The 13,708-nt window shown below is 33.1% G+C and carries 14 protein-coding genes; 7 read left to right on the top strand and 7 right to left on the bottom strand.

From position 1 onward, the window contains the following. The coding region (locus K1X44_05440; GenBank protein MBX7146735.1) for a hypothetical protein at nt 1–442 on the top strand (442 nt) is incomplete at its 5' end. A 76-nt stretch (nt 443–518) separates the two neighbouring features. On the opposite strand, the gene K1X44_05435 is transcribed toward K1X44_05440, so the two are convergent. From K1X44_05435 to K1X44_05420, 4 genes are all read right to left on the bottom strand, one after another. Then, nucleotides 519–1,271: a TlyA family RNA methyltransferase gene (locus tag K1X44_05435; protein ID MBX7146734.1), complete on the bottom strand. Its 753-nt coding sequence runs from the start codon at nt 1,269–1,271 to the stop codon at nt 519–521. After that, entirely contained in the window at nt 1,268–2,644 is a 1,377-nt protein-coding gene (locus K1X44_05430) for an MATE family efflux transporter (protein MBX7146733.1), read from the bottom strand. Before K1X44_05430 ends, K1X44_05435 begins: the two co-directional genes overlap by 4 nt. A 75-nt stretch (nt 2,645–2,719) precedes the next feature. Then, nucleotides 2,720–3,502 carry a polyprenyl synthetase family protein gene (locus K1X44_05425; GenBank protein MBX7146732.1) on the bottom strand — a complete coding sequence of 261 codons (783 nt, stop codon included), beginning with the start codon at nt 3,500–3,502 and terminating at the stop codon, nt 2,720–2,722. Between the two features lie 225 nt (nt 3,503–3,727). Further along, complete coding sequence (locus K1X44_05420) at nt 3,728–3,991, bottom strand: exodeoxyribonuclease VII small subunit (GenBank protein MBX7146731.1); 264 nt, start codon at nt 3,989–3,991, stop codon at nt 3,728–3,730. A gap of 121 nt (nt 3,992–4,112) precedes the next feature. On the opposite strand from K1X44_05420, the gene K1X44_05415 reads away from it, so the two are divergent. Beyond that, on the top strand, nt 4,113–4,529 hold the full coding sequence (locus K1X44_05415; protein MBX7146730.1) for a PaaI family thioesterase: 417 nt from the start codon (nt 4,113–4,115) through the stop codon (nt 4,527–4,529). On the opposite strand, the gene K1X44_05410 is transcribed toward K1X44_05415, so the two are convergent. Continuing rightward, nucleotides 4,530–5,618 (bottom strand): patatin-like phospholipase family protein, encoded by a 1,089-nt coding sequence (locus K1X44_05410; protein MBX7146729.1) that lies wholly within the window; start codon nt 5,616–5,618, stop codon nt 4,530–4,532. Nucleotides 5,619–6,015: 397 nt separating this feature from the next. On the opposite strand from K1X44_05410, the gene K1X44_05405 reads away from it, so the two are divergent. From K1X44_05405 to K1X44_05385, 5 genes are all read left to right on the top strand, one after another. Continuing rightward, nucleotides 6,016–6,915 carry a branched-chain amino acid ABC transporter permease gene (locus K1X44_05405; GenBank protein MBX7146728.1) on the top strand — a complete coding sequence of 300 codons (900 nt, stop codon included), beginning with the start codon at nt 6,016–6,018 and terminating at the stop codon, nt 6,913–6,915. Next, on the top strand, nt 6,915–8,711 hold the full coding sequence (locus K1X44_05400) for an ATP-binding cassette domain-containing protein (protein ID MBX7146727.1): 1,797 nt from the start codon (nt 6,915–6,917) through the stop codon (nt 8,709–8,711). Before K1X44_05405 ends, K1X44_05400 begins: the two co-directional genes overlap by 1 nt. Next, nucleotides 8,708–9,436, top strand: a complete 729-nt coding sequence (locus tag K1X44_05395) for an ATP-binding cassette domain-containing protein (protein ID MBX7146726.1) — start codon at nt 8,708–8,710, stop codon at nt 9,434–9,436. The genes K1X44_05400 and K1X44_05395 overlap by 4 nt, the downstream gene beginning before the upstream one ends. An 83-nt stretch (nt 9,437–9,519) precedes the next feature. Continuing rightward, nucleotides 9,520–10,203: an orotate phosphoribosyltransferase gene (locus K1X44_05390; GenBank protein MBX7146725.1), complete on the top strand. Its 684-nt coding sequence runs from the start codon at nt 9,520–9,522 to the stop codon at nt 10,201–10,203. After that, nucleotides 10,200–12,020, top strand: coding sequence for a methyltransferase domain-containing protein (locus K1X44_05385; GenBank protein MBX7146724.1), 1,821 nt, complete (start codon nt 10,200–10,202; stop codon nt 12,018–12,020). The genes K1X44_05390 and K1X44_05385 overlap by 4 nt, the downstream gene beginning before the upstream one ends. A 26-nt stretch (nt 12,021–12,046) precedes the next feature. On the opposite strand, the gene K1X44_05380 is transcribed toward K1X44_05385, so the two are convergent. Together K1X44_05380 and K1X44_05375 are read right to left on the bottom strand one after the other, a co-directional pair. Next, nucleotides 12,047–12,874, bottom strand: coding sequence for a S49 family peptidase (locus tag K1X44_05380; GenBank protein ID MBX7146723.1), 828 nt, complete (start codon nt 12,872–12,874; stop codon nt 12,047–12,049). 14 nt (nt 12,875–12,888) lie between these two features. Further along, nucleotides 12,889–13,677, bottom strand: a complete 789-nt coding sequence (locus K1X44_05375) for a methyltransferase (protein MBX7146722.1) — start codon at nt 13,675–13,677, stop codon at nt 12,889–12,891. Nucleotides 13,678–13,708 lie beyond the last annotated feature (31 nt).

Below are 13,708 nucleotides of genomic sequence, written 5' to 3'. Positions count from 1 at the left end.
TGCCCCAGCTCCTGTTGCGGCACCTGCTTACAGACCTGCTACTTATCAAGCACCTGCACAAACCCAATTAATCAATCTTGGTTCAGGTGGTAGTAGTCAAGAAGCAGCTCCAGCGCCACAATACAGAATTGAGTACAGACCTGCGGTTGAAAGAACTGAACCTCTTAAAATTACAATTGATAAACCACAAGTTTCTACTTATGAGGTTGTTTTATTAAAATTAAATGAAAACCCAATGTTCAATGATAAACTTGAAGTTCTTAACGTTGTCGAACAATCAGCAGTTGGTGAAGCAAACCTTAGTGATGCCGACAATGGATCAAAAGAAAAAGCTGCAACAGTTGCCGACCAAGATAGCGATAATGAAGAAGGTGGTAACGAAGGTGCCCAAGAAGGTGGTCAAGAAAACCCAGGTGGTGATTTTAACCAAAACGTTGACTAATTAACCAAACTTCAATTGTAACTCCCTAACTTGATCCCCCTTAAAATAAGGGGGATCTTTTTTGGTCAATTATATATTATCTATTTTTATAAGCGCCTAGAAGAAATTCTTTATTTCCTTCTGCCCCTAAAATTGGACTTTCAATAATATCCATAACATTCCAACCCTGTTCTTCTACCCATTTCCATATCGTATCACAAACCTTTTGATGTAAAACTGGATCGGTAACTATTCCACCCTTTCCTAAATCTTTTTTTCCAACCTCAAATTGTGGTTTAATGAGGGCAATCAACCATGCTTCGTTACCAACTAAGTGTAAGGAGGCAGGTAAAATTGTACGCAGTCCAATAAAACTTGCATCACATGTAATAAGATCTATTTTTTCAGAAAAATTTTTAGATTGAAGATAACGCGCATTTGTTTTTTCCATAATAATAACACGTGGATTATCACGTAATTTCCATGCAAGTTGGCCATAGCCCACATCAACAGCGTAAATTTTTTTTGCCCCATGGGTTAAAAGGACATCTGTAAACCCCCCAGTTGATGCTCCTAAATCAAGACAAATTTTATTGGTCGCAGTAAAATTAAAAATTTTCAAAGCATGGGCCAATTTAATACCACCCCGTGATACCCATGGGTGATCCTTATCTTTAAGTTCTAACAAGGAATCAGGTAATAAAAAATCACCTGGTTTATTTATTTTTTTATCACCAGAAAATACTTTACCAGCTAAAATAAAAGCAGATGCTTTACTTCGCGTTTCTGCCAGCCCTCGATCTACAAGCAATTGATCTGCCCGTATTTTTTTAGGTTTGATTAATGTCATAGATTAAAATTTGATTTTTCCATTAAAAAAACTTTATGATAAAATCTATAAACCAATAATAACGAGGTAATAAAAAGACCTGCCGCCAATCCCCACCATATGCCAAGAGATCCGTAGCCTAACCAGAAACATAACACCCATCCTAATGGGAAACCAATAACCCAATACCCAAAAGATGCTGCTAAAAAAGGAATCTTCGTATCTTTTAATCCACGTAAACATCCACCCGCAACCACCTGTAACCCATCAAAAAATTGAAAAATTGCACATACTGCCAAAAACGAGGCAGCTAGCTCAATAACCTTTACCTGATCTCCTTTTAATGGGTCTAAATATAATAAAGGTATATTAGCGGCATAACAATAAGTTATGAATGCCGCTATAAGCATAAATGATCCTACAAAAATTAAGGCTAACGTTGCAGATAATTTAATTTCATTAAAAGATTTTGTAGCCAAATTGGTTGCAACTCTTATACTTACCATATGGGTAAAGGCTATAGGGATCATAAAAATTGTTGTCATATAATTCATAACAATTTGAGTTGCGGCCAATTCATTTGTACCTATATATCCCATTGTTAAAGCAACAGCATAAAAGATACCCATCTCAACCAATATCATACCCGCAACTGGTAACCCTAAATAAAAGAGATCCCAACATAAAGGCCAATCTATTTTTTTAAGATTTTGGAAAACATAATAATGTTTAAAGTTTTTTGATACATAAATATATAAACCCAAAGCTATAAACATACCCCAACATATAAGTGTGGTCGCTAAACCTGAACCACTAACACCCATCATAGGCATTCCCCATTTTCCATAGACTAACATATAATTAGCTATGAAATTTAACCCAATAGCAATTAAGGTAATAAAAAGAACTATTCTACCTTTATTTAAAGTAACAACCAGGCCACGTAAGATAAAGAACCACATATAAGGAATAAAAACCCAAACTGCACTTTGCATATAAGATTTACCTAATAAAGCCACATCTGATTTTTGTCCAAAAAAAATCAATACCTTATCCATATGCCAACCGAGAATTATAGAAGGAATCGCAATTAACAAAGAAAGAACTAAACCTTGTCTTGTAATATGTGCCATACTCTCGTGATCGTCCCGGCCATATGCTTCCGCTACCTTGACATTAACCATCGACACTAAATTAAGACATATATATAAGAATCCAAAAAGTAATCCACCAGAAATCCCTAAAGCAGCAAGTTCTAAACTTCCTAATCTTGCAATAATTAAATTATTGGTAATATTCATAGCCATTTCTGCTAAAAAAGACACAGCTAACGGCAATGCCATACTTAATTGTAGGAAGGTTTCAGTCCAATATTTATCTAAATTTTTATACATATTAATTTTAGAAAATTATCTAGTTATTCATATTTATTCTGTATGAAATGAAAAATTTTATGAAGAAGGCAGAAATTAATGACGGCGTTTCACAACAAAATCAGCCATAGCCTGCAAAAGGTGTGCTTTTTCACCAAAAGGTTCCAAATAATTTTTTGCTTGGCGCGCCAAAAGATAGGCCTGGGTTCTTGCGCGCTCTACCCCCAAAATTGAAACGAAAGTTGCTTTACCTGCAACCGCATCTCTTCCAACTGATTTACCCACTGTATCTTGGTCACCTTCTGTATCAAGCAAATCATCGGCAATTTGAAAGGCTAACCCCAAATTATGCGCATAGGCATGTAAAGCTTGACGTGCTGCTTGGGGAGCATGTCCTAAAATCGCCCCTGATTCACACGCAAAAGCAATAATAGCCCCAGTTTTTAAACGTTGTAATCTAATAATAGAACCTATATCTAAAGAAGAATCTTTTTCAGCTTGTAAATCAAGCATTTGTCCCCCAACCATGCCGGCAGCACCTGATGCTTTTGCCATGGAAATAATTAATTCACTGCGCACTTGGCTATCACTATGTGTTTCTGGATGGGCTAAAATTTCAAACGCAAGGGTTAAAAGTGCATCACCCGCCAAAATAGCTGTTGCTTCATCAAATTTTTTATGAAGAGTTGGTTGTCCCCTTCGTAAATCGCTATTATCCATTGCTGGTAAATCATCATGTACCAAACTATAGCAATGAATCATCTCTATTGCAGCCGCGGTACGTAGGGCTGAAACTTCACTCACATTGAATAAACGCGAACTTGCCAAAACTAAAAATGGTCTAATTCTTTTACCTCCACCCATCACAGCATAATGCATAGCCTCTAAAACTCTTTGTTCTGGACAATTTGCATCAGGTAATAATTGTTCTAAAACATTATTTATAACCCTAGCAATTTCTGCTAAATGATCATCAAAACGATTACTCAAAAAAACCTCTTACCTTTAAATAGCTCTATATTAGTAAAACATAATTATCTATTGCTATAGTATTATGAGATAGTCCATATATTTCAATATTATTATCTAAAATACATAATTTTATTAATTCTTTATATCAAAATTTAATGATTCCGTTGTAATATCACCATTTTCTTGAACAATAATACGATCAATTTTCATTTGCGCTTCACGTAATTTTTGTTCGCAATGTTTTTTTAAAGCATTACCTCGTTCATAATATTCAATCGCTTCATCTAACTTGCTTTCACCTTTTTCAAGTAATTTGACAATATTTTGTAATTCTGCCAAGGCTTCTTCGAAACCTAATAAGGCAATATTATTATCTTGGAGATTCTTTTTCGCCATATAAAATACTTTCTGTATGTATGCTAGAAACGATAAAAATTATTTTTGTATATTATATTAATTTTTTAATTATAACATATATAAAAAATATCAACAAAATACCTTAAAATTTACAAATATTATGGAAAATTTAAAACAAAAAGACTTATCAGGATTTGCGCATACTTTAGGTTATCATCTTGCAGAATGGGATGAAGGCTTTGCCAAAATTATTTTGCCACTCAATGAAAAACATTATAATCGTCTTCATATACCCCATGGTGGTGTATTAGCAAGTTTAATTGATACTGCATGTGGATATGCAGGTACATATCCTATTAATGAGCAAGCGCGTACTGCTGTGACACTCTCTTTAAATTGTCAATTTATTAATAAAGCTGAAAATAATTCAGAGCTTTATGCCCTTGGATATTTGTTGGGTGGGGGTAAAACCATCTTTTTCTCTAAAGCAGAAATATATGATGCTTCCAATAAACTTATTGCGTGTGGGGATGGTACTTTCCGTTATTTAAATACGATACAAAAAAATAATTCTTAATTAAAGTACGTGATGAGCATCAAGAACTTTTGCACTTTGCGCTGTTTCTGATTCAGGGGCATACTCAACAAGTTGTTCACATAAAGATCGAATCGCATGCCGATTATTATGGATCATATGTTCTGCCAATAGCTTTAAATCTCTAATATTGGCATGACTTGCATTATCCATATCAAAGTTACCTGTTTCTAATCTTGCTTGAAAACGATAATATTGTCTGCGCCCATATTCTGTTGTAGGCAAAAGTGATGACAATTGATGATCAACCATATCACTACCCCCATCACACATAACACCAAAAACATGCTGCGCCCATCGTAGCGCACCCCATCTTTGAGCCTCATCATAAGCCAAGCGTCCTGTTGTTTCCCCTGTACCTAAAGAAACCACAAGAAATTCATCATTGTCTGGAAATCTTTGTCTTGCTTCAAAAAAGGCACACAAAGCTGGATTAAAAGCAAAAACTGCCCCATCAATCAAGGCATAATAGTCACCTGGTCCATCAATTTGTAATCTTGCTGGTTCAAAATATGTAGGTGCTGCTGTAGTTGCGCGTACAACCTGCCACATATGAAAATCAAATTGGGCATTTTGACGTGCAACATTGCGTTTAAAAAAGAGAGGTAATCGGCGTTCCATTTCATAAGCCGATATCATGACATCAGTTAAAGCTTGGCTTAACCGTAAATCACCAAAATAGGATTTAAGAGATTCTTCCATAGGAATCGCAGAATATTTACCATCTGCTAGATTACCAACCGCCCTAATTTTACGCCATACAGATCTTGAAAAAACCCTCTTACCATCCTCTTCGTAAAATTTGATTAAATCTTTAGCTAAATGTTTTACACCCCCATTACCATCAGGAATACAAAGAGCCAAGGCCATTAACCCACCTGTTGATGTTCCTGCAATCAAATCAAAGAGTTCGTATATTTTTTTTCCGGTCCGTTTTTCTATATCAGCCAAAACCATCGCAGGAATAAGCCCACGAATACCTCCCCCATCAATAGATAAAATTCGGATTGGTTTCTTGGGTGTTGAATCACGAGATGATGTTTTCCGTACATCTAAAATATTGTCGTGCATAAAAGCCGAAGGCATTTCAATATCTTTATTTGGCTTATGTAATAATAAATCTATTGTCACAGTATTACTTACCCATTTTGTCTTTTAGCACTATAAAAATTCAACCATTAAGATATATAAAAATTCTATCAGTTAATTCATAAATTGAAATCAAGGATACCAACATAAAGCTATCTATTATTTATAAACTACTATCTATAGATTGTAAATTCTTTCATGATGAATTTATCTACAAGAGTTATCAATTTACGTCATATTCAATGCTATAATAGAATAGTTAATAAAGTTTAAATTTTGAGAGATTGATAATTTTGTTTCCAATTCCCTTTTATCGTGTAAGAAATAACAAATAATAACAAACTATTTAAAAGAATTAAAAATTTCGATATAAGAAATCATGTCGCTTACAGAGCTTTCTATTATTTTTTTGTTTTTGGGTTTTGCTTATAGCTTTTCTACATTAGGCTTTATTCTTGTAAATAGTAGTTCTACTTTTATTAACTATGCCTTAGGCGGGCTTATTATTCTTTGTGGAGTTATTGCTGGATATATTGATCAATTACAGAATCTACCCTCAGCTTTAGTTTTTATAAGCTCTGTAGGTTTATGTACCTTAATATTAACACTCTTTTTATTATTATTTCATAAAGCCTTTAAAAATCGTTCTAAAAAGAATTCTTTTATGGCAACTATTGCTTTAGCCATTTTTATTGAAAACATTTGGCCATTATTTAGCAATATACCTATCACATCTCTTTATCCTAAAACCTTACCTTCACTTGGCCAAAATATTATGATCAATTTTTTTTGGGATAATTTAGATCCCTATAGGGATTCGCTTATCATTTTATTTATCACAATTGTTATCCTTTTAGTTTTTTATTACATATTTACATTCACTTTAATGGGCCAACAAGTACGCGCATGCCAACAAGACGAAAACATGGCCCAGGCTATTGGTATCTCAAGCAACATTATTTCGGTTATAACCATCGCATTTGGATCAGCTTTCTGTGGGATCGCAGGATATTTTTTTAGCCGCCAATCTTTTTTTATAGAAACAAATAGTATAGATTTAATTGTCAAAATTTATCTTTGTATTGTTCTAGGTCAGCAAAAATTACCCAAAACAATTATAGCAAGTTTTTTTCTGGCTTTCATAGAAATTGTGATAACAATTTTTTCTTCCTATCTTTTTGCTGAAATTGTTATTTATAGTCTTTTAATAATTGTTTTAATGAAAAAATACACTTTGCCTTTTTCTTTATATTTATATAAACAAACAAGATGGCGTTAATGAAAATTTTAGATAAAAAAAAAATCTTGTCGGTCTATGCCTATTTTTTGCCATTTTTAGCAGGATCTATTCTTATAGGTATTTATTATATCAGTACCTATAATCCTTATTATCTTCATCTTTTTACACTTGCCTGTTGTTATAGTCTTCTTGTTATTGGTTTCGACATTGTTTTTAACCAATCTGGTTTTTATGCTTTAAGCCAGGGTTTCTTTTTTGGTATCACCGCTTATTTAACAGCTTTTTTAACAGCCCAATTTGTAAATAATTATTTTTTAATTTTGGGATCAGCTTTAATTATTGTTATGTGTCTGGGATATATTATAGCGCATATCCTTTTACCTTTAAAACCTTTCCAAATTATTATACTTACCTTGGGTTTAAGCGAATTATGTAGGCTTATTAGCCACTATTGGGCTACAACGCTGCAAAATTATGCTCATGTTCAACATATCCCAGAAATTCAATTCCAGAATATTCAATTTGAATCAGGATCCCTTTTCATTTTAATTTTTATTATTATTTGTGCTTTTATTGCGACAAAATTTAAAAGCAGACTTATGGATTTAGCATTTTATTTTGTCAGGGACAATCGACATCTCGCAAACCATTTAGGATTAAAAGCTAATAGTTTAAGGTTAAAATCATTTTTATTTTCGGTTATATGCGCAGGCTTGGCTGGCAATGTTTATAGTCATGAAATGGGTTCCTTAACATCCGATATATTTAATCTTGAAATTCCAATTTTTTGTCTAGCCACCATAACATTAGCGGGCAGATATAAAATAAGTTTAACATTAATAATCAGCTTATTTTTATTTTATTGTACCTATTTACTTAACTTTAATAGTACAGAACGTTCCTTATTTTACGTGGCCGTTTTTTTATTCAATCTTGCGCTTTTACCCAAGGGTATTGGTTTTTATCTTGATCGTTTATTATATAAAATATCCAAGAAAAAAGAAAAATTAAATAAACCCAAACCCGTTCAATTAGGACACAATTTTTCCCCTGAAGATCCACAAAAAATTTTATCTGTTGTTAAACTTAGTAAAAAATTTGGCGGGATTGAAGCCATTAAAAAAATCAGTTTTAATGTTAAGCAAGGTGAAATTATTGGTCTTATTGGACCTAATGGATCTGGAAAAACTACCTTATTAAATTTATTGTCCGGTCTTATTGATTATGATCAAGGTGCAATGATTTTAAATGGGCAAAATCTTAATAATCCTAAAGCAAAAAAACAGGCAAAGTCAGCTATCGTATTTTGTCCTGATAGACCCTTTTTATTTTCAAAATTAAATTTAATCGACAATATTGCTGTGATTAGGGCCGCACATTACCGTTGGATAAATTTATGGCAAGAATTTAGATTAAGCCTATCAAAAAAACGTTTGGCCCAAGTAAAATCTGAAGCTTTGTATATGTTGAAACAGTGGGAGATACCACGCGAAATAGGTGAAAAATTTCCAAACTCTTTAGAACAAGGTACAAAAAAACGCGTCGACATTGTAAGAGCGTTAGCTTTTAATCCAAAAATAATTTTACTTGATGAACCCACATCGAATTTAGCAGATTGGGAACAATTATCATTAGCTATTAAATTAAAAGCTTTAGCCGAACAAGGATTATCTATTATTATTGCCGAACATAATATCCCCTTTTTATTTAATCTTGCCCACAAAATTATGTGTTTAGAAGTTGGTAAAATTATTGCCGCGGGGCCACCTTCTTTGATTAAAGAAAATGTAGCCGTTAAAGCCCTTTATTTTGGAGATAAAACACATATTTTATGACAAATACAATTTTAGATATTAATGGTGTCAGTGTAAGTAGACAAGGCAAATTATCCCTTGATCATCTAAGCCTATCTCTTTCGTCTGGAACCATAACTTTAATCTTAGGCGCTAACGGTGTTGGAAAATCAACGCTTCTTGCAACCATTATGGGATTTTATGATATACAATCAGGTACAATTAAATTTGACCATACCATTCTTGATGATAGCAAAAAAATTAAATTACCTATTGAAGAACGTGCCCATTTAGGTATTGGTTATTGTCCTGAAAGACGACGAATTTTTCCTGATTTAAATGTTTTTGAAACTTTATCAATTGCCTACCATAAAAATGAAAAAACAGTTTCAAAAAAAATTGAAGAAATTTATAAAATTTTTCCACAGCTTCATAATCAAGAACAAAAAAAAGCTTGGCAACTTTCCAGTGGTCAACAACAAATGCTTTCAGTTGGGCGTGCTTTAATGATGAGCCCCAAAATACTCCTTCTTGATGAACCTACGCTTGGGCTATCCCCTGCTGTATCTTTAAATTTGATAAGACAAATTCGTCTTGTTGCCAAAGGTGGAACCGCCGTTTTAATTACAAGCTCTACGACAAATTATGTCTTGTCGATTGCCCATCACATCGCCATTATGAAGAATGGATATATTGTTGAGGAAGGATCAGCCGAACAAATGAGGGAAAACCCTATTATTACAGCACCTTTTTTTGGGCAATCTTAAAACTTTCCTAGATATTAATTGATTGATAAACTATCCTGTACAAATAATTTTATCCATCAATATTGTCATAAGGAACAGTTAATATGAATTTTCCCTCATCTAATTTAGCTGGACGTACAGTTGCACGTATATTACTGGAAATAGAAGCTATACATATTCGCCCCCAACAACCTTTTACTCTTACTTCAGGTAGGCTTAGCCCAGTTTATATTGATTGCCGGAAAATTATCGCCTTTCCACGCGCACGACGTAAAATTATGGATTTGGCAGTTGATCTTATCGAACAAAAAATAGGGTTTGAATGTTTTGATGCCATAGCAGGGGGAGAGACAGCCGGCATTCCTTTTGCCGCGTGGATTGCTGAAAGATTTGCCTTACCTATGATGTATGTACGTAAACAAGCAAAAGGATTTGGCAAAAAAGCGCAAATTGAAGGTGATATAAAAAACGGATGGCGTTGTCTTCTTGTTGAAGATTTAGCCAGTGATGGGGGAAGCAAAATAAATTTTGTCAACGCTTTAAGACAAGCTGAAGCCATTGTCAAAGATATTTTTGTTATTTTTTATTATGATATTTTTCCAGCTAGTCAGCAAAGATTACAAGAAATGGATGTTAAGCTTCATCATCTTGCGACATGGTGGGATGTGTTAGAATATGTTCAAGCTGAAAAATTGTTTAATCATCAAGATATTGCAGCCATCAAAAATTTTCTTACTAATCCAGAACAATGGACACCCAATAATTCAGTAACTTCTCATAAATTATGAACAAAATTATAAAAAAAGGGACACAACTTAAAAAATCTTCCGTTCTTGAAATGGAAATGGGATTTCAAGCAGCACAGAAAAAAAATTTTAAAGAAGCTTTATATTGGTTTGAAAAAGCTTTAACAAAATCATCTTCTGATCCAACAATTTATCATAATATAGCTGTAACTTGGGTCAATTTGGGAAATACGGAACACGCCCTTTCTTATTTTTTTAAGGCCCTTGAAAAAGATCTTTATAATCAAGATATTGCTTTTATGCTGTGTCAAACTTTGCAAAATTTTAGAGGTACACTCAACTATCAAGTGCCCCCTAAAATTTTGCTTCATTGTTTTAATTTGCCAAATTTAGATTATCAAGTTTTTGCCCCTCTTGCTTTATCCCTATTTAAAACACGTCATCCCTTAACAAAAATATTGCAATCTCTTAATGAAACCACTCCAGATCTGGCAATTCAACAATTATTTACTTTACATTCAAGAGATATTTTAAACGATCCTTTATTAAACAAATTTTTACGTCAAACAATAAATCTGGACCAACAATTCGAAGTTTTTTTAGCAAATATACGAAAATATATTCTTGTTCATTTTGAAAGTTTACAAATTCATGAACCTACTTTAAATCATTTTATTATTTCATTAATTCAACAATGTATAAATAATAATTATGTTTTTTATATAGGTGCGGAAGAAACTAAGCTTTTAGATTTATATAAAGATATAGTAAAAAAAGAAAAAGAAATTAATTCATCGATCATCCCTTTTTTACTTTACGAACCTCTGGACCCGTCTTTTTTAGAAAAAGATTTATCATCATCCCTACCTAAAATTACATCAAATTTTATTAAAGATATTGTTAACGCACAAAAACGTGAAAATTCTTTAATACAGGACACAAAAGTTTTATCAAAACCGTGTAATGAAACGTCACAAATTGTTGCATCACATTATGAGGAAAATCCCTATCCCAGATGGCTTAGTATTTTAAAACCTTTATCCAACCATCAAACAACATTTATAGCGCGTGATAGACACAGCCCCCTTTCTATTTTAAGTAAAAAACAAAAACCTAAAATTCTTATTGCGGGATGTGGAACAGGAAAACACGTGGTTCAAGTTGCTTTTCAATATCCAAATTCTGAAATTACTGCCCTTGATTTAAGTTTAAAAGCATTGGCCTATGCGCAACAAAAAGCCCAAGAGTACAAACTTTCAATTAATTTTATGCAAGCTGATCTTCTTAATATTCATGACTTAAATGAAAAATTTGATGCCATCGAATCCATTGGTGTTTTGCACCATTTAAAAGATCCCTTAGTCGGTTGGGCATCCCTTGTTTCAAAATTAACAGATGATGGATTAATGACCATCGGACTGTACCGCAAATTAGCCCAACCTTTTATTAACCAAGCTCAAGAAAAAATTATTGATCTTAATCTTAAACCTAATTCTCACGATATTCGGTATTTTAGAAATTATATTTTCAATACTGATAAAGATATTATGTCAAATACCCATTCATGGCAAAATTGGGTTTCTTCTAAACGAGATTTTTATAATCTTGATGAATGTCGGGATTTTCTTTTTCATCAACAAGAACATTATTTTGATATCCCCCAATTAATTGATTATTTCAACCAGTTAAATTTAGAATTTGGGGGCTTTATACTTTCTTCTCATCGTTTTGCTATGGCCCATAAATTAGCTGGTTCCAAATTTAATCCGGGTAATCTTAATGATTGGTGGATCCTTGAACAACAGGAACCAGATATTTTCAATCGGATGTATATCTTTTGGTGCAAACGCAAAAAATAATAAATATTGCCATTTAATACTATTATTTAAAGATTATATTGTGACCAATATAATTTATCTTCGATTGTTTCAACCCAGCTATGGACATTAAGGGGATTTCTGGATGCGATTAATTTACGAAGTAATCCACCCTTTTTATCACCGATGGAAACAAATTTTGTTTTATCCCCAAATTTAGCTTGCATTACATTATGAACATTACCAATACCATCAATTAAACCTAATTGAAGAGCTTGGTGTCCTGACCAAATATCACCATTAAAAATTGCTGTTTCTTGATCTGCCAATCTGTTTCCACGTCTTTGACGAATATAGTTTTTAAAAGTTTCATGGAGATCTTTTTGAATTGTTAAAAGTCTATTAATATCATCCGGATTTTCAGGCTTAAAAGGATCAAGAAGAGATTTACGTTCACCAGCAGTATAAACACGGCGTTCTATGCCAAGCTTATTTATTAATCCTACAAAACCAAACCCTGCGCTAATTACCCCAATTGATCCTATTAAAGAAGCTTCATTCACAAAAATATCATCCCCTGCACAAGCTAACCAGTAACCACCTGATGCTGCAATATCTTCAACAAAGCTAACAACTGGAATTTTTTTCTCTTCGGCTAAGGTGCGAATACGATCTGCTATTAAAGATGATTGGACAGGCGATCCACCAGGTGAATTAATAACTAATGCCACAGCTGATAAAGATTTAATATTAAAAGCTTTTTCAATAGAAGGTGCGAGATCATGAAAAGATAATCTTTCACTAAATTTCTGTGAATGTCCAATAACACCAGAAAGACGTAATACAGCAACCGTTGGACGTGATTTAAATGATATACCAGGTAACTTAAACTTCATTAATCTTATAACTCCTATACTAAACCTTCTTTTAAAATAAGCGCGTGCCCATGTCTTAAAATAAATTCTGCGGGAACACTATAATTCTGGTTCTCTTGATGCAAAACCATACCTGCAGTCAATTTTAATGGTTTTGTTTTTCCTTTATAAATTTGGACAATAACACGATGCGATGCTTTATTTATTTTGGGCCATAAGGGAAATATAATTATTTCGGCTGCCCGATTTGATACAACATTAAGAATTTCAGGTAAACGTTCTGTCCGTTGAATAAAGGTAATTGTTCCTCCTACTTTAACTTTTGACCAACAAAAATCAACCCAATCTTCTAATGTTGCTGTACTTTCTATTTTTGAAATAACTTTATGCGAATAGGGGGAAGGTTTTGTCGCCCCATTTGGAAAATAGGGTGGATTAGCCATAACATGATCAAACAATTTTGATTGTAAAGTTGGGGGTGGATTTACAATATCACCTAAAATCAAATCAATTTTATCGTGAAGTTGATTATTTGCGACATTAAATTTTGCAAGTTGAATACAATGTTCTTGATGATCAATACCCCATATATTAATGTTTTTTTGTCTAAAAGCTAAACACAGAGCAGCAGCAGCTACCCCGGTACCTACATCCAAAATTGTTTCCTCTTCTTTGGCTGGAATACTTGCTGCAAGAAAAATAGGATCAATTGCCACACGGTAACCAAAAGCGGGCTGACGGATTATTAATTTGCCCCCCAAAATTCTATCATCAGTGGTTTGATTTAAATCAAGAATAGTTGATTTTGATACAGGTAGAGCCATAAAATTTGAAATTTCCTATATAACCAAAAAT

Source organism: Alphaproteobacteria bacterium (genome assembly GCA_019695395.1).
Taxonomy (GTDB): Bacteria; Pseudomonadota; Alphaproteobacteria; order JAEUKQ01; family JAIBAD01; genus JAIBAD01.
This window is presented reverse-complemented; position numbering and strand designations above follow the sequence as displayed.